This window comes from Methanobacterium sp., from assembly GCA_016222945.1.
Lineage (GTDB): Archaea > Methanobacteriota > Methanobacteria > Methanobacteriales > Methanobacteriaceae > Methanobacterium_D.
In genome coordinates this window covers 118,526-135,424 of the sequence record JACRPY010000003.1, presented here as the reverse complement: position 1 = coordinate 135,424, position 16,899 = coordinate 118,526, and the positions used below count along the sequence as shown (strand labels likewise).

At 32.5% G+C, this 16,899-nt stretch carries 15 protein-coding genes and 1 pseudogene; 5 read left to right on the top strand and 11 right to left on the bottom strand.

The genetic code is table 11. From position 1 onward, the window contains the following. Window positions 1-50: 50 nt before the first annotated feature. From HZC47_05310 to HZC47_05285, 6 genes are read right to left on the bottom strand one after another with little or no spacing between them, the layout of a single operon-like run. On the bottom strand, window positions 51-1,352 hold the full coding sequence (locus tag HZC47_05310) for an acetyl-CoA hydrolase/transferase family protein (protein ID MBI5680290.1): 1,302 nt from the start codon (window positions 1,350-1,352) through the stop codon (window positions 51-53). A gap of 55 nt (window positions 1,353-1,407) precedes the next feature. Continuing rightward, a complete protein-coding gene (locus HZC47_05305) occupies window positions 1,408-1,839 on the bottom strand; it encodes an ATP-binding protein (protein ID MBI5680289.1) in 432 nt (143 codons plus the stop codon). 52 nt (window positions 1,840-1,891) lie between these two features. After that, window positions 1,892-3,244, bottom strand: coding sequence for a SpoIIE family protein phosphatase (locus HZC47_05300; protein ID MBI5680288.1), 1,353 nt, complete (start codon window positions 3,242-3,244; stop codon window positions 1,892-1,894). A gap of 50 nt (window positions 3,245-3,294) precedes the next feature. Beyond that, a complete protein-coding gene (locus HZC47_05295; protein MBI5680287.1) occupies window positions 3,295-5,016 on the bottom strand; it encodes a thiamine pyrophosphate-binding protein in 1,722 nt (573 codons plus the stop codon). 15 nt (window positions 5,017-5,031) lie between these two features. After that, on the bottom strand, window positions 5,032-5,367 hold the full coding sequence (locus HZC47_05290) for an STAS domain-containing protein (protein ID MBI5680286.1): 336 nt from the start codon (window positions 5,365-5,367) through the stop codon (window positions 5,032-5,034). A gap of 44 nt (window positions 5,368-5,411) precedes the next feature. Continuing rightward, a complete protein-coding gene (locus HZC47_05285) occupies window positions 5,412-6,881 on the bottom strand; it encodes an ATP-binding protein (GenBank protein MBI5680285.1) in 1,470 nt (489 codons plus the stop codon). A 398-nt stretch (window positions 6,882-7,279) separates the two neighbouring features. Between HZC47_05285 and HZC47_05280 the strand changes: the two genes are divergently transcribed. Next, the gene (locus HZC47_05280; GenBank protein ID MBI5680284.1) at window positions 7,280-8,071 is read left to right on the top strand and encodes a methyltransferase domain-containing protein; all 792 of its coding nucleotides are present in this window, start codon (window positions 7,280-7,282) and stop codon (window positions 8,069-8,071) included. Between the two features lie 158 nt (window positions 8,072-8,229). Further along, a pseudogene (locus tag HZC47_05275) lies at window positions 8,230-8,716 on the top strand (HD domain-containing protein). Between the two features lie 298 nt (window positions 8,717-9,014). On the opposite strand, the gene HZC47_05270 reads toward HZC47_05275, so the two are convergent. From HZC47_05270 to HZC47_05255, 4 genes are all read right to left on the bottom strand, one after another. Next, window positions 9,015-10,097, bottom strand: a complete 1,083-nt coding sequence (locus HZC47_05270; GenBank protein MBI5680283.1) for an acyltransferase family protein — start codon at window positions 10,095-10,097, stop codon at window positions 9,015-9,017. Between the two features lie 273 nt (window positions 10,098-10,370). Next, window positions 10,371-10,862 carry a hypothetical protein gene (locus tag HZC47_05265; GenBank protein MBI5680282.1) on the bottom strand — a complete coding sequence of 164 codons (492 nt, stop codon included), beginning with the start codon at window positions 10,860-10,862 and terminating at the stop codon, window positions 10,371-10,373. Between the two features lie 190 nt (window positions 10,863-11,052). Beyond that, window positions 11,053-12,288, bottom strand: coding sequence for a hypothetical protein (locus HZC47_05260; protein MBI5680281.1), 1,236 nt, complete (start codon window positions 12,286-12,288; stop codon window positions 11,053-11,055). A 41-nt stretch (window positions 12,289-12,329) separates the two neighbouring features. After that, complete coding sequence (locus tag HZC47_05255) at window positions 12,330-12,863, bottom strand: hypothetical protein (GenBank protein MBI5680280.1); 534 nt, start codon at window positions 12,861-12,863, stop codon at window positions 12,330-12,332. Between the two features lie 372 nt (window positions 12,864-13,235). Here HZC47_05255 and HZC47_05250 point away from each other — a divergent pair, with 372 nt between their 5' ends. The 3 genes from HZC47_05250 to HZC47_05240 all read left to right on the top strand — a co-directional run bounded on the left by HZC47_05250 (window position 13,236) and on the right by HZC47_05240 (window position 16,364). Next, window positions 13,236-13,418, top strand: coding sequence for a hypothetical protein (locus HZC47_05250; GenBank protein ID MBI5680279.1), 183 nt, complete (start codon window positions 13,236-13,238; stop codon window positions 13,416-13,418). Then, window positions 13,402-15,846, top strand: a complete 2,445-nt coding sequence (locus HZC47_05245; GenBank protein ID MBI5680278.1) for an AAA family ATPase — start codon at window positions 13,402-13,404, stop codon at window positions 15,844-15,846. Before HZC47_05250 ends, HZC47_05245 begins: the two co-directional genes overlap by 17 nt. A 77-nt stretch (window positions 15,847-15,923) precedes the next feature. Next, a complete protein-coding gene (locus tag HZC47_05240; GenBank protein ID MBI5680277.1) occupies window positions 15,924-16,364 on the top strand; it encodes an ROK family protein in 441 nt (146 codons plus the stop codon). 161 nt (window positions 16,365-16,525) lie between these two features. Here HZC47_05240 and HZC47_05235 read toward each other — a convergent pair whose 3' ends face one another. Next, window positions 16,526-16,699 carry a hypothetical protein gene (locus HZC47_05235; protein ID MBI5680276.1) on the bottom strand — a complete coding sequence of 58 codons (174 nt, stop codon included), beginning with the start codon at window positions 16,697-16,699 and terminating at the stop codon, window positions 16,526-16,528. Window positions 16,700-16,899: the final 200 nt, after the last annotated feature.

Below are 16,899 nucleotides of genomic sequence, written 5' to 3'. Positions count from 1 at the left end.
TTTTTAATACTGATTTTATTGATTTTCAAGAGGTTTTATAAATAAAGTTTTTACAGCAAATACATATCCTCGGCACGCTTTATAAGGTCATCCCGGAATTTGGGGTGTGCAATATCGATGATTGCCAGTGCCCTGTCTCTAGTGGACTTACCCTTGAGATTAGCCACGCCGAATTCAGTTACCAAATAATGCGTGTCCATTCTGGGCGTTGTTACCATAGCTCCTGGATCTAAACGGTCTACCACCCTAGAAATAGTACCACCTTTGGCGGTGGAATAAAAAGCTAATATAGACTTCCCATCTTTCGAGTCAAAAGCACCCCTTACAAAGTCTAGTTGACCTCCTGTGCCGCTGTACTGGTGGCCGGATAGATATTCTGCATTGCATTGCCCTAACAAGTCAACCTGGAGAAGAGAATTTATAGATATCATTCGGTCATTTTTTGCTATTATTGCAGGGCTATTGACATAAGAACAAGGATAGCTGACCATGGCTGGATTATTATCCATAAACTCCAACATCTCCTGATTCCCCTGAGCCACGGTGAAGACATGTTTTCGAGGATGTAACGTTTTTCTCTCGCCAGTGATAACTCCTTTCTTTATAAGATCCACCATTCCAGGTCCAAAAACCTCTGTATGAATGCCAAGATCAGAGTGGTTATCCAGATATTTGGCAACGGCATCTGGCAGAACACCTATTCCCATTTGTAATGTAGCACCGTCAGGAACCATTTGGGATATGATTTTTCCAATGGTTTCAGCTTCAGGTAGCATTTTACCGGTTGGAAAGTCTGGAATTGGCTCATGATTTTCTACAACGGCATCTACTTCTGAAATATGGAGAAGAGATTCACCAAAAACTCGAGGCATGTTCCGATTTACTTCAACTATCAAAACCCTTGCTGCCCTTGCTGCTTTTGAAGTGAAATCATTGGCTGTTCCAAATGAGAAATAACCAGAATCGTCCATAGGGGATACTGTAGTTATACATACATCTACTCCAATGAACTCTTCTAAAAGTCTTGGAACTTGGTGTAGATGATTTGGCACATAATAATTAAGTCCTGTGCTTACTAATCCTCTTGTACCTCCATCAACAAACCCACTGTAGGCCTCAACGCAATCAACTAAATCTGAAGCTAGAACTGTGGAGCAAGCATGGGCCAAAGGAAGTATAGAAAAGACCTTCATATGTTTAATTTCACCTGATTTAAGTCGTGAAGCAACTGCCCTTAATAATGCTGGTGGTTCAGCCATGGTTAATCCGTGAACCAGCATATCACCTTCTCTGATTGATTTTACAGCATCATCAGGATTAGTCAATTTTTTTTGGTATTGGTTATGATACATTCAATCCCTCTCTATTTCAATTCCCATTATCAATATCATTTATTTTTTAACTCCTTTATTTAAGCTTAATTTTACTATTAAATGATTTTATCATGGTTAAAACGTTTTTACCATTTTCCTCATGATATTTGACATGATCCATAAAGGTTTTGATGAAATGTATTCCCAGACCTCCGATTTGACGTTCTTTAAAACCGGATTTAAGATCTGGAGGTTTAACTGATTGAGGGTCCCATGACTTCCCCCAGTCTTCTATAACTATTAGAATCTGTTCTTCTTTTTTAAAGCAGATAATATGGATTTTTCCTTTTTTTTGAGGATATGCATGATTTATTATATTAGTACAGGCCTCATCAACTGCTATTTGAATTTGATGCACTGTTTTTTCATCTAAATCAAAATCATTCATGGAATGAAAGATGAAATCTGCAATCATGGCTAAATTTTCGAGTTTTGCATCTGTCTCCAGTTGGAAATTTAATTTCATCAAAAATCACTCCATTTTTACATATTTATAATCAAAAAGATTTTCTAAATAGTTATGTGGCTTTTAAAACCATAAGGGTAATGTCATCAAACTGTGTTCTTCCTCCAGAGAATTCCTCTACTTCATCTATTATTTTACTTACCATTTTACTTGGGGATAAATCTTTATTCTCCTTTAAAAGCTTAAATAACCTTTTATCACCAAATTGTTCCTCTTCATTATTTAAGGCTTCTGTTACGCCGTCAGTATAAAATATTATCATATCACCAGTTTCAAGTTTTATTTTCTTCTCTTCAAATATCACTTCTTCAAGTGCACCTATTGCAATTCCTTCTGTTTTAAGGATTTTAATGCGATCAGTTTTTGATTTAAATATTAAGGGAGGGTTATGCCCTGCATTAACATATGTAAATGTTCTTTCTATGCAATTTAGAATGCCATAAAAGAGCGTTACAAACATACCTGACTCAGCTTCCGAAGTGATGAGGCGATTGGCATTCTTTATAATATCAATGGCTTTTTGAGTTTCAGTTGTCTTTGCCCTGATTACAGTTCGAGAAAAAGCCATGAAAAGCGCAGCAGGTACACCTTTTCCTGAAACATCTGCGATTACTAGCCCCATTTCTTCTTTACCTATGGGAATGAAATCATAAAAGTCACCCCCTACCTCCAAAGCAGGTATATTTATTGCATCCAAGTCAAAATTCTTGGGTTGAGGTATCTCCTTTGGAAGGAAACTTTTTTGAATATTTCGGGCGATCTGTAGTTCTTTTTTCTTTTGTTCCAATTCTTTGAAGTATTTATCGCGTTCACCGGATGTTTCTATTTCTTTTATCAAATTGGAGATTATGAATCCAAATATAAGTATTCCTAACGTATTAGAGAAAACCAATGGTAAACCTAGATATATGATGTAGTTGAACTCGTCAGGATAGTAATAAACCACAAGCAAGATAGTTAAAGAGCCCATTAAAAGCGAATATACAACTGAACCCAACATCCCTATGAATTTTCGCTGATTTAACATGTAGATTATTCCAGCAAACAACCCCGAAAGCATGATTGAAATGGAAAGAATTAAACTGGCAGGACCACCTGCCAAATAACGGGAAATACCTCCAATGACACCTACTGCTAGGCCAATAATGGGGCCTCCCACCAGACCTGCCACCATAGGAGCTAGCTCTGCCATGTCAGCTTCGGTATCAAATATATCTATTCCTGAGGCAATGGAAAATATGGTGATAATCCCAAAGATGGATATAAAAATAACCATGGTTTTTATTGAGAATTCACGGTCTAATATTCTGGTAAATAATTTCGTGCGGGTTATCAAATATGCTATAACTATGAATACACACATCTTTTCCAAGAGACTTAGCAGGAAATCTATAGTGACATCCATTTTTTTCACTTTTAGGGGATTTTTGATTGTATTTTAAATTTTTGAAAAAATTATAAATAGTCTAATCTTGAGCCAAGCTCTCTTACACCTTTAACCCAACTTTCTAAGGGTGGAACTTCATCTGGGTCGATGATTACATCTATTACTGTAGGTATCTGGCTTTCTATTGCTTTTGGAAGAATATCGGATATTTCTCCGGGTTTTTTTATTCTATATCCTTTAGCACCTAATCCTTCAGCTACTTTTGCCAGATTAACTTCTTTAAATGTTGTAGAAACAGTTTTATCTCCCAAATCAAATCTTTGAAGCTCATGCACCAGTCCCAACTTGGAGTTGTTTTGAACAATCCAAACAACAGGTATATCATGATTTACAGCAGTTGCTATCTCCATTCCATTCATCTGGAAGCATCCATCTCCTACAATGGCAATCACAGGTTTTTCGGGAGCTGCAAGCTTTCCTCCAATTGCAGCAGAAGTTGCATATCCCATGGGAAGAAATCCAAATGGAGGTATTATATTCGGACTTTTAAATTGCATGTAATGAATTGACCAGCATAAGATGTTACCTACATCAATGAAAACAATGGCATCATCAGGCAGATTTTCTTGAATTTCCCTGGTTAAAGCCTGGGGTTTTATAGGCACAGATTCAGAAAACATTTTATCCTCATCAATATACTTTCCCACACTTTCTTTGAATTTAACAATGTTTTCAGTTGGTCTTTCCTTTTGAAAGTCATGTTTTTGTAATTCTCGTAAAATACGAAATGAAATTTCATTTAAAACGGTTTGACAGTCTCCTACCAATCCAATATCTGCAACATAGTTTTTTCCAATGTCTGCAGGGTCAATGTTAATATGAATCATGGTTTCACTGGGTTGAAGTTTAGGATCCCATGATAAGGTGGTCATCTGATTTAAACTGGAGCCTACTACTAAAAGAACGTCTATATCGCTTTTTAAATATTCAGTCGCTGCTGGAGATCCGCTGAATCCAAAAACACCCAGGGAAAGAGGATGATCTTCTGGGAACGCCCCTTTTGCTTTGGGGGTTGTGGCCACAGGAATATTGAGCATTTCTGCAAGTTCAAAAACCTCCATGGTTGCATTTGAAGCTATAACTCCAGAACCAATCAACATTGCAGGTTTTTTTGCATTTATAAGCTTTTGGGAAGTTTCAACAACTAATCTCCGATCGAAATAGTTGGATTCTACCCTATAACTACGGGGCGGTAGCAGAGTATCTTCAATCTCCTCTTGCATAATATCTTTAGGATAACTTATATGTACAGGGCCTTTTTTACCGCTAAAAGCTATTCTTATAGCTTCCCTTAACGTTTCGGGCATTTTATATCTGGAAATTATCATTTCACTGAATTTGGTCATTGTATCGAACATGGCTACAGAATCAATACCCTCTTTAGTGGAGTCTTGAAATGTTCCTTTGCCATAAATATTGGTAGGGACCTGGCCAGTTATAACCAGAAGAGGGATATTATCCATATAAGCATTGGCAACACCAGTAACAAGATTCGTTGAACCTGGACCGGATGTAGCATAACAGACGCCGAGTTTACCACTTACTCTGGCATAACCATCAGCCATAAAAGCCGCGCCTTCTTCATGTTTACTTAAAATAGGTTTAATTGCATCCTGCTTGTTTAAAGCATCGTATAGAGGGACTAATGATGTACCTGGAACTCCGAAGATGTATTCTACACCTTCACCTTCCAAATAAAGTAAAAAAAGCTGTGCAGTGGTGATTTTCATATGTCTTCACCTTATTCATTGAAGACTGTTCACTGCTTCTTCTTCACTTTCATAAATATCAAAAAGGTGTGTAAAACCTGCTATTTCAAAAACTTCCAGTACATAGGGTTTAAGACAGGCTAATTTTATATCTCCGTTAATTTTCTTTAATTTTTTAAGCGATGCCAGCATAACCCTTAAACCGGAGCTGCTTATGTATTCTATCTCTTTAAAATTAACCACAATTTTGATTTTACCATCCTCGATTAGCGAATTTATGGTTTTTTCAACCTGGCTGGATGAATAGGCATCAAGCCTACCATTTAGAGGTATTATCTCCACATTATCTACACTTTTTTTCCCTATTTCCATTTTTTCACCACACCTTCCCCTTTAAATTAAATTTATCCCTAAAATTAATAATAATTTTTTGATTTCCATTCTTCTACTACATATGAAAATATATCCTTTCCAAATTCTGAGTAGACCTGTACATCTTCTGGATTAAAGATCACATTGTTAAGGTATTGCAGGCGCAGAGCATCTCCATCAAGGTATTCTGGCATGAGTCCACTAAAGAAAAATCCCAGATCTTCTATTTCTGGACAAAGGAGGGCAGTGGCAGGATCGCTTAATGGAAGATCAAGTACAATTAATTCCACATGACGATAGCACAGGTCATTTACTTGAAGCTTGAGTTCATCAAGAAAATCTATTCCAAATTTATTTACTCTAAGGAAAGCACTACTCATCTCTGGAAGTAGATGGGAGTGTATTTGTGAATGGAAAGATAATCCTTCATTAGAAGATTGATTGAAAGTTCGTTTTAATTCTCCATGATTATAAATCTTTTTGAGGATATCTCCATGTTTTAGTGGTAAAAAAACATTATGTCCAGGGTCAGGTGCAACAGGCACATAGAAAAGGGCTACTGTTCTTCGGTTACTTCCACTACTTGCTTCCATTTTTTTAAATATAGCAGTGGGTGGTGAATGTGCTAACACGAAACCAGTCTCTTTAGCCCCCATTTTTACGTTAGACTTTTGAGATGCCACATGTACAGTTACAGCACGGCTATAAAGTCCAAGAAGACCTTTCTTTTGGACATGTTCCATCATCAAATTTTTCATCTTTGGAAAGATTCCCCTACCTCGATATCGTGAATCCACTGCAGCTAATGCTGATTCTCCTACCAAATCATCTGGGTTCTCCAAGAAAACTCCTAAATGTCCAATAACATCATCTTTTGAGTTTACTGTAACGCAAGAAGTAACCAATCCTGATTCAATGAGAGAACTGAACTTTTGAGGATAGTAAATGTCTTCATGGGGATAAGTATAGCCATAAACCTTGTAGATGCATCTGGCTAAAGCCACGGTCTCATCAGGTCGCATAATTCTAAGTGAAATTTCTTCAGATTTAGGGGCAAGTAACTCCTCTTCTATAGGATGCTCAGGCTCTTCTATGGGTTCAAATGGAAGATATTTTACCAGTTCCACTTCTTTACCTTCCTTTCCCAAGTATTTACTGTTTATCTCGTCAGTATAAGCTCGCATTATCTTTATTCCAAGATCTGTCGGTTGTTCATCGGTTAAAAGGTTGAGGTTGAAAGGTATTCCCTGATCTTTAACGGTGATTACGAATTTGGTGGGTTCTTTATGAATTTCAACTTGATAATAACCCTTTTCATTATCAGGGTATGCATGTTCAATAACATTGTGGCAAGCTTCCTCTGTGGCAAGTTCAAGGTCCCGGGCATATTTTTCTTCTAACCCATATTTTTGGCTAACTTCACGAACTGCATGAAGAACCATGGGTAAGAGCTTTAATTCAGCTTTTACATCTATTATTGCCAGTTTTTCAGTTTTGGTCATGTTAAAACCCATTTCATACCACCTTTATCTAAAGATGCATTTGCTTTTAGAAATCTAAAGCATTTCTATTTTAGAGAATATTTTTTAAATCTCTTGAAAATCATTACCGCTACATTAAGACTCATCAACAAAGAATTATATAACAATATGTTTAACGAACTAATAAATATTATCATAAGGATAGAACTAAAAATAAGATGTAATTTCTTCTTTTAAGCTGTATTCTGGCATTCATTGCAGCATATTTTTTAATGTGAAATAAGAGGAATAGGTTAATAATTATCTTAATATATAAATAAAAACAACTTGTGCCGTTTTCAAAAAAATTGATAGTTTTTAAGTTAGATAGGGGAAATGAGCATTATTAAGTTGGAAATTATTCAATGAATTTTAGGGGAGATGGAGTAATTATGGACAATTTTGACCAGGCTCAAAAGGAATATTCCGAGGATTTTTGCACTTTGCTGGAGGAAGCATATGGTAAGGGTTTCTTATCAGAAGGGGGAAGTGAAGCTATTGATCATTCAGTAAAGGGTTTCCAATTGGATAATAAGAAAATACTGGATATAGGTTCAGGATTGGGTGGTGCAGCAATACATTTTGCTGGAAAATACAATGCAATAGCCACCGGTGTGGAAATTAATGAGATGATGGTTGATGAAGCTAACCGCAGAGTCCCTGAAAAACTTACAGGTCGAGTGAAATTTCTATATTATGATGATATAAATCATCTCCCCTTTCTGGATGAATATTTTCACCTGGTTTACAGTAAAGAGGTTTTTCTTCACTTAGATGTGGAAGATAAACTGATATTATTTAAAGAAATTTACCGAATCTTAAAAAATGATAGCTATTTTATCATAGTGGATTGGCTCAGTCCGGTTAAAGACCATTGGGGGAATAAATTAAAGGAGATGATGAGATTAGATGGCATAACCCTTTTTGCAAACACAGAAGAAGACTATAGTGATGTGCTTCGCCAAGCAAGATTTAAAATAGTTTCAATAGACGAAGAAAGTGAAAAGTATGCCCAATATAATAAGGAAATCATCAATCACCTAAAAAAAGATGAAATCCAAAATAAATTAAAAGGAAAATTTTCAGATAAAGAAATTCAAGATAATATTCTTGCATATAGCCTGTTATATGATTCGCTTAAAGAGAAAGAATTATTTATCCGTAGAATTATCTGTAAAAAGTAAATATATGGATAGGGATTATTCGGGGGATGAGCGAAAACTGATAATTTTTTTGTTTCGTTAAACTCGACTATCTTTAGCCACATGGTCACTATATTTATAAAAAAAATAAATATTTTTAAAATGAATAGGAGATTTATAGTTAGTTTAAAGGTGAAATCATGGTTATAATGGTTATGGAAAAAATGATTGAATACTTCCAGAGCGATGTTAGAAGAATTAATCATGCCTTGAAAGTCTTTGATTTTACCCAGATAATAGCAGAAGATCTAGATTTAGATAATGAAACAAAAGAAATTATTTTCTACTCGGCTATTCTTCATGATATTGGTATTAAAAATGCTGAAGAGAAATATAGCTCCTCTGCAGCTAAATATCAGGAATTAGAAGGTCCAATTGTAGCAAGAGAAATCCTAAAAAGCCTGAATATTCCAGAAAAACATGTAGATCGGGGTATGTTTTATAGTGGGAAACCATCATTCTTACAATAGGATAGAAGGGATTGATTTTCAGATAGTTGTTGAAGCCGATTTCCTGGTTAACATATTTGAGGATAATATAGGTATAGAAGCAGTAAAAAACATTCAGCAGCGAATATTTAAAACTGAATGTGGAAAGAAGTTATTAGAGACAATGTATTTAAATTAAAATACAGGAATAGTCGTAACTATCCATTTTTAAAATTTTTTTACAGGATAATGGAGCTTCTATTTCCGAGAAGGCATTATTTGTATTCTTTTTTTATAAATTAATTAAAAACAAATAATAGAAAGCCCAAAACACTAAAACAATTATTATATTTATTATCAGCCTTTTCCAAAGATTATCCCTAAAATATTTTAAATCTAAAAATACTATAAGAGCTACTGCTATCAGTACATATATTATATTAATTATTAGATTTGCCATTTAAACACCAATTGTTTTTTATAAGCCCTTCTATTATTTAATCTTTGATTCCAAACAGGAACCTTGTAATCTTAATTCTCCTAGTGATTTCATATGTGGCTAGTGTTAGCGTAAAACCTACTGTAAAGACGAGTATTACTTGAAGAATTATCATATTGGGGAATAATGTTAAAAATAAGTACTCTGCCATGGTAATCCAGGCTATATGGAAAATATAGATGGGATATGATGCTCCTGAAAGATATAATGTAGCCGGAGTTTTAAATTCGAGATAACGTTTACCCATTCCCATTACAGCAAGTATTCCAATCCATGCAATTGAAGTGGTGTATAATAGATACACTGGAATCATTGTACTTAACATAGTTTTGGAAGATAATAAATTTGATAAATAAAGGATTATTAAGACTGCAATTAAAAGGAGGAAGGCTATGAATAAGGGCCATCTTGCATCTTCCAGTTTCTGCTGGATACCATCATCTGATAACAAAAAGTATCCAAAAATAAACAGCAAAAAGAACTGGACCACGCTTTTCTCAGGAGATAAATTAAGAAAAATGCTTCCAATAGCCAAGGGAATGATTAAAAGTAATAAATAAGGCACGGTTATTTTTTCGATGGGTATTCTCCATTCACTCTTTTTATATTTCATGATAACAGGAAGTGCCGCTAAAGATATTATAAAAAGGTACAGTAAGAACCATAATGGGCCTATACCCAGTCCATTAACGAAATAATACCACCAGTTTGTTAAAAAATTAAACCAGAAGTTCAGGAAGCTTATATTTTGCCCATTATAAAGGAAACTAAAGTAGGTCTGGAAAGGTATAACAAATATAATCCCTGCAACCATGGGAATAAAGATTTTCTTTACTCTTTCGTTTAAATATTGTTTTGAATTTCTTCTTTTTAATGAATAAAAGGTACTTATCCCCGCTACTGCAAATAATAACTGCATAAACCACATAGAAAATGATAAAATGAAAACAGTGGCAAGGACATTGCCTGTTGCGTTAATCACATATTGAACGCCAATATCGTTATAAATGATTAGGACATGGTAGAGAACCACAATTATAATTACCATCCAGCGTAAATTATCCAGAAAATACTTTCTCATCTGATTTCTTCCTGTTATGTCTCTTAATTAAATTAACCTTGACATGCCATGATTTTTTCATGTATTTGTCAATTTGAATAGATATTATCTACTATTTAAATAGATAGTATATGATTTAGGATATTTTGACACTGTTGATGGTATTAATTTAATAATTCGAATTTAACTTTCCTGATCCGAATTTTAGCTAAAAGGGTATCAAATTCCAAACATTTATAAAAAAAGGAATTGAATAAGAACAGATTATTAAGTTTTTATCAGTATAGGTACGTTTTAATGTTTAGATAAGAAGTTCTCAACATCATTAATGAAGTTCAATGTAACCGTCTCTATTTGTCCTGTTAAAGTATCTAAATCACTGAAATCTGGATTTTCAACTAGAATATGTTCCACAATAGAATCAATGCCTTTTATTGTTGATGGAATGTGGTATTTATCCCAATTCATGTCTTTAAAAAATTTCCAGTATTCATTTTGAACCTTTTTATTAGATCCAGCCAACCAGACTTCAAATCTAAATGTATCATGGATAAAAACTATTGCGATTTTCAATTTCCGACGTTTTAATGATTCTGGGGAAAAAGAAAAATAGGTCATGTCCATATATCCATAATAAATACTTGATACGAAATATTTTGGATATTTATTTTTAAAATGCACTCTTAAACCCATTATATATTCCATCAATCCTTTATATGCCTCCTGTATGTAACCCTTCTCTATCTGTTTTCTATATTCAAGCATATATTCTGGAAATGATTCCATATTGTAATTCCTCCATCAAACTAGCTTGTTTAATAAATATAGATTAATATTAATTAAAATATTCTAAAAAAATGTCTTGATATTAGATCGTTATAGAGGACTATAACGAAGTATATACTAGAAAATTCTATAAATTTAAAGGTGTTGCATCTTAAAAAAAATAAAATAATTTGATTAATTAAAATGCATATTAAATGGATAAAGATGTCTTAAATTCAAAAATTAGCATTTTTTCACAGTTTTTACAAATAGTTTGTAAAAGGATAGCTATTACGTTTCCTTTAATATGCATACCTATTAAATTAAATACATAGTTTCGAGAGCCACATGAACATTCTGGACCATTTTGATCCCATGTTTTTACATGATAAGGGCATAAACCATAAATATCCCAATGAGGATATTTTTCAAGTTTTTGCTTGATTTTGTCCCAAGTATCTTTCAAATCAGGGTCCGGGTAACTTTCCATAGTTTCTGATATTAATTCTATGAGATAATCATGCGCTCTTTTTGATAATAGCTTATTTCCTATTTTCCCCATGTTTTCACTAATTTCAACAGAGGATAATTTCTGATTTTTTAATATTTTTTCAATTTTTTTCCTTTTTAAAGATATTTCGTAGTTCTTATCAACTTCTTTATTCATTTCAATGTCAAAAAAATACGTTTTTTCAAAATTTTCTCCTTTATAGCCATTAGATAATAACACCAAAAAATTAAGGGCACCATAAAGTTCAATATAACAATATAAAATCCTTTCTTTTTTACTTCCTTTTAATATTATTGAATGTAAAACTTCACAGCTATCTTTTGAGATATAAATATCTTTACCATAATAAATCCACGCTATATCTTTTGGATTAGAGCTGTTTTTTACGTAATCAATTATAGATTCAATATTTTCTTTAGAAAAACCATTATATGTATAAAAATTACTTGCTATTTTTGTAGCTGCCCTAAAAGTTTCATCTGATAAAATCTGCTTGTTTTCGAGTGTTAATGGGCCCAAATATTCTTCTATTTCTTTATTAGTAGCACTCTGAATCGTATATTTTTTCCCTAATCCCTCTTTTATCTCTTTTAACTTTTTTTTATTTGAAACTTTTATACTTAGATTATTCCCATTTCTATCAACCTGAGTTTTTATTTCTACTTTGCCTCCGGGTTTTATTAAGTAGGGGTCCCCAGCTTTAGACATTGCACCCAATGGCTTGGAAGCTCCTCTATCTCTTTTGGCATTTAGAAAGATAGATATAGAATCTAGATCATTTACTAAAGATTCATCAATTTTAGAAAATTCACTATTGCATGTTTTACAAAGTATATAATTTGATCTTAACTTGCCAAAAAGAGCGTTTGGAATTATATGTTCTTTTGATGTGTTATGGGAGTCAATTTTATTTCCGCATGACCAGCATTCCTTCATTGAATCTCTCCTTATGAATTAAAAGTATTTTATTGAAAAATTTACTTTTTTATTCGTATACTCAAACCAGAATTTGGTCCTGGAGGCATTCCTAAAACAGTGTCTACTCCAATTTTTACTCTTAAATCTTCTAAAAGTTTTTTAGGATCTAATGATTTTCCAATAATTATTTGAGATTCCTTACGTGGGTTCCTAACTTGTTTAGCCCTATAAATTTCTATTTCATTTTTATTTATTATTGCTTTTCTGCAAAGTGCCCGTATATAAAATCTATTAAATTCACCCTCAGCAAGTGTTTCATGGGCATTTTTGGGAACCTTTACATATTTTAAACCGTATTTTTTTGATCTTCTTGGCTCTTTTTCATTCCAATAATTTTCAAGTATTAATGCAGCTGCTAAGGTTTCACAGTTTCCTTTTAGCATTCCGTTTTTAAGTATTTCAGGATATTCAGACTTTCCATAATTATTAAGTCTTTCACTTAAGTATAATCTCTTATTTTTCATATCTAAGTCTAATTCTTCTAACATTAACCCTCTTATTTCTTCATCTAAGTTTTCTAAATTAAAGCTCATAAAATCACCTGAAAATTTACTATTAATTTATTGTTATTAATCCATATAAAATTGCCATGATTATTCATACCCATAAACGTATCAAATAAAATAATCACCAATTTTAGATTGTACTATTAAGCTATCATATTCTGAATTACATTAAAAGAATATCTAAAATACAGAATAATGTAAATAAAAAAGATTAAAACAAATAAATAGATTAATTAAGGCATATTTATTCTAATAATCTATGATATTTTTATTTTAAAACTATTTATATGGCTTATTTGAAGCTAAATTTTTCTTAATATATGTAAATAGAAACATTATTATATTGAAATTATAATAGAATTATCATTATATTACTATTAAGTGAAAAAGAGGGATTAGATGAAGAAATCTGTGGGGGAAATGATTTTTGATAAATTTGCAGATAAAATAATTAATGATGCTTCGTTTAAAGGGATTTCTAGTGATTTAATTGCTGTTGTAACCCAAAAAAAGCCAAAAAGAACCGAAATTGAAGAATTATTGAGGAAACAGCATGATGAAGATATTGAATCTAGAGATTAATAACATAAGGGGAATAAAAAAGGCCAATATTGAACTTAATGGTAGCAACACAGTAATTTTTGGACCTAATGGAACAGGTAAAAGTGCAGTAATAGACTCACTAGATTTTTTACTTAAAGGTAAGATGACTAGGTTTATGGGAGAGGGGACAAAATATTTACCTATAACAAGTTATGGAGGCCATATTGATTCTATAAAAACTCCGGAAAAAGTAGTTATAAAGGCAAAAATTTTACTTAATGATTCTGAAGTTTTATTAGAGCGTAATTTTGCAAAACCTTCTTCGTTAAAGGTTTCTCCAACTTCTTATAAGAAAATTGTAGAAGAACATTTAGAAACTGCAAAACTGGGTCAACATATTCTTTCAAGAAGAGAAATTTTAAAATTTATCAATGCTGAGGCAGGTAAAAGAGAAAAACAGATACTTGCCCTATTAGATTTAAATGATATTGGTAATTTAAGGCGTGATTTTGTTAAAGTTAATTCTGAAGCAGATAAAGAGTTAAAAAATTCTACCAGTAATTTTGAGATCGCAAAAAACGATTTATGTGTGCTTATTTCTGTTGAGGTGTTCTCTGAAGAAAGTATAATTGAAAAAATTAATCATATGAGGGCATTATTTAAAGGCACTCCTATAATATCGCTTCAACCTGAGGAAATTAAGTCTAGTTTAGAGCCATATCTTCCAGGAGCAACAGAAGATGCTTTGACAAATGAACAAGTTGAAAATTATATTAAAAGTGTGAGAAATATATTAGAAGACAAATCGAATGTTTTATTAAAAGAATTAGAGTTAAAAAAACTTTTTGAAGACATAAAAACAGAATCTAAACTGAGATATTACTCTGCGTATAAAAAATTATTTGAAGCAGGGATCAGTATTATTGATAAAACAAATATCTGTCCATTATGTGGTAAAGAATGGACAGAAGGTGATTTTAAATCGTATTTAGAAGATAGAAGCAAAGAAATGGAATTATCTAAAGAAAACAAAGACAAAATAAGCAAATTGTCTTTAGATATAAAGAAAAAAACTGATTTATTAAAAGATGATGTTAAAAAGTTGTTAAAGGCACGTGAACAGTTCCAGATTGATGAAATAGATGAAAAAGAAATAGAAAATTTTTTCATAATCATCAATAAATGGTCCACAATAATGTTAGAACCTTTAAAATACTTTGAAGAGGGTAAATGGCCAAAAGAAGATTTTGAAAAAGCATTTAATAAATTGTTTTTGGAAGAACAGATTATAAATCCGTTAGAAAAGATTCTAAAATTGAAAGGCGATGAATTATCTGAACAACAAAAAGCGTGGGATACTCTCACTAAAATGGAAGAAAAAGTCAAAAAGTACATTGAAGAACTTAAAAAATTAGAAAACGCACAATTATTTAGTAAAAGAGCTCAAAAAGCTTTAGAATATTTTAATGAGTCTAGAGACATTATTCTTGGGGAAATATATAATGATTTGGAGGATAACTTTGTAACATTTTACAAAGAACTCCATTCAGAGGATGAAGAATCATTTAAATCTAAATTATCGCATAATGATGCTGAATTGTTATTGGATGTTGATTTTTATGGAAAGGGAATGTTCCCACCAAATGCACTACACAGTGAAGGTCATCAAGACAGTATGGGGCTCTGCTTATTTTTTGCACTAAATAAATATCTTTCGGCAAATGGTCTTAAAACCATAGCTTTAGATGATGTTGTAATGTCAATTGATAGAGAGCATCGAAAATCAATTTGTGACCTTATTAACAAGTTTTTCAAATCTGAACAGTTTATTATAACTACACATGATACTTCTTGGGCTAAACAATTAAATACACAAGGTATAGTGTCAAAAAGAAATATGCTTCATTTTTTCAATTGGAATATAGATACAGGGCCAATTTATGAATTAGATGAAGATTTATGGGATCAGATTGGGAATGATTTAGATAGAAACGATATTCCTGCTGCAGCTTATAAGCTTCGACGTAATTCTGAATGGTATTTTGAAAATGTTTGTGACTTTTTAAGCGCAAAAATACCATATAAAGGAACTCACCAGTGGGAATTAGGTGATCTCGCCCCTTCTGCGATATCAACATATAAGGAATATCTTAAGCGAGCAAAAGTCAATTCGGAGAAAATTGGAAATAAAGAAAAGTTTGAAAATCTTAAAGATTTAGAAAAAAATTCTAAAGAAATAATTAATAATGCTCAAATTGAGCAATGGGTTATTAATGAAAATGTTCACTATAATCGTTGGGCAGAATATAGTAAAAAAGATTTTGAAGATGTGGTTGAAGCATATAAGAATCTTTTTGGATTATTTATGTGTAATTCTTGTAATTCTATGATATCTGTCAATAGAGGAAAATCAGATCCTACTTTAAGCTGTAGCTGTGGAGAAATATTCTGGAATATTAAAAAATAATTAAATTCAGAATAGGAGTTGTAATGAGTTGTAATAATTTAAAAAACATAATATGCTCCAGTAAAGGAGATAATTCTATGATAACCGTATCCATAATAACAAGAAGGCTTAGGGAAGGTAAAACATACCAGGATTTCCGCAGGGCATGGTACCATACAGTGGGCTTTGGAGCTCCAAGCAAACTCTACACCGCGCTTAACGTGAACGATCCGCGTGAAATCATGGTTATAGGGTTTGTTGAATCAGAATTAGAAGAGCTCATGGCCGGCCTTGAAATTGACGTCAAGGAAAGGCTTTCAAATCCCTTAGATGATGTGATTGAGCCTGAAATCGGGCGTAAATTTGGGGTCATGATTAGCGAGGATGATTTTTCAGCTGAAGGCGCCATAGACTATAAACCGCCGGCAGTTAAAGGCGAAGAAACCAATTTAGAGGATGTTTACGATGACATCAATCAGGTTGCAGAATTTATAAGCCAGGCGTCAGCAAAACGTGATAAATTAAAAAAAGAAGAATGAATTAGAAAAAATTACTTTGCAGACTATATGAAATATGGATTTGGGAAATAGGGAGGGATTTGATTTGAGTAAGAATCAAACATACCTAAATGATTCTGTAATCTTCTATGACGGCACTAAAATTGGTTACAGGCAAAATGGAGAATAAATCCTCTCCATATTCATTTGTTTATGAATTTGAAAAATATAACTAAATACACTACAAAAATTCCAATATTCACAATTAATCGTTCCCAGAATAAATGCCTTAAGAAAAGTAAATCTACTGTAATTATTATAATTGCAAATATCACTACAGATGCTATATTTTTCGGTGTTCGTTCAACTCCTTTCATAGTTTTAAATTTTGCCCGATATTATATTTAATTTTCACGGTTTAAATTTCAAATCCCTTTATGGTTTTCAATAAATTCAAATAAAAAAAACAATTGGATATATAGGTATTTTAAGGAGTATTCCTGTTGCCGAGGCCGTGGTTTAAGTGGGCCAATTGATGATGATTACAAAGCCAGAAATTATTGCGCAGTAATTAAAA

What these genes read in the sequence shown, in the direction of transcription:
- HZC47_05310 (MBI5680290.1), bottom strand. Translation starts at nt 1,352, where the DNA reads ATGTATCATAACCAATACCAAAAAAAATTGACTAATCCTGATGATGCT.
- HZC47_05305 (MBI5680289.1), bottom strand. Translation starts at nt 1,839, where the DNA reads ATGAAATTAAATTTCCAACTGGAGACAGATGCAAAACTCGAAAATTTA.
- HZC47_05300 (MBI5680288.1), bottom strand. Translation starts at nt 3,244, where the DNA reads ATGGATGTCACTATAGATTTCCTGCTAAGTCTCTTGGAAAAGATGTGT.
- HZC47_05295 (MBI5680287.1), bottom strand. Translation starts at nt 5,016, where the DNA reads ATGAAAATCACCACTGCACAGCTTTTTTTACTTTATTTGGAAGGTGAA.
- HZC47_05290 (MBI5680286.1), bottom strand. Translation starts at nt 5,367, where the DNA reads ATGGAAATAGGGAAAAAAAGTGTAGATAATGTGGAGATAATACCTCTA.
- HZC47_05285 (MBI5680285.1), bottom strand. Translation starts at nt 6,881, where the DNA reads ATGGGTTTTAACATGACCAAAACTGAAAAACTGGCAATAATAGATGTA.
- HZC47_05280 (MBI5680284.1), top strand. Translation starts at nt 7,280, where the DNA reads ATGGACAATTTTGACCAGGCTCAAAAGGAATATTCCGAGGATTTTTGC.
- HZC47_05270 (MBI5680283.1), bottom strand. Translation starts at nt 10,097, where the DNA reads ATGAGAAAGTATTTTCTGGATAATTTACGCTGGATGGTAATTATAATT.
- HZC47_05265 (MBI5680282.1), bottom strand. Translation starts at nt 10,862, where the DNA reads ATGGAATCATTTCCAGAATATATGCTTGAATATAGAAAACAGATAGAG.
- HZC47_05260 (MBI5680281.1), bottom strand. Translation starts at nt 12,288, where the DNA reads ATGAAGGAATGCTGGTCATGCGGAAATAAAATTGACTCCCATAACACA.
- HZC47_05255 (MBI5680280.1), bottom strand. Translation starts at nt 12,863, where the DNA reads ATGAGCTTTAATTTAGAAAACTTAGATGAAGAAATAAGAGGGTTAATG.
- HZC47_05250 (MBI5680279.1), top strand. Translation starts at nt 13,236, where the DNA reads ATGAAGAAATCTGTGGGGGAAATGATTTTTGATAAATTTGCAGATAAA.
- HZC47_05240 (MBI5680277.1), top strand. Translation starts at nt 15,924, where the DNA reads ATGATAACCGTATCCATAATAACAAGAAGGCTTAGGGAAGGTAAAACA.
- HZC47_05235 (MBI5680276.1), bottom strand. Translation starts at nt 16,699, where the DNA reads ATGAAAGGAGTTGAACGAACACCGAAAAATATAGCATCTGTAGTGATA.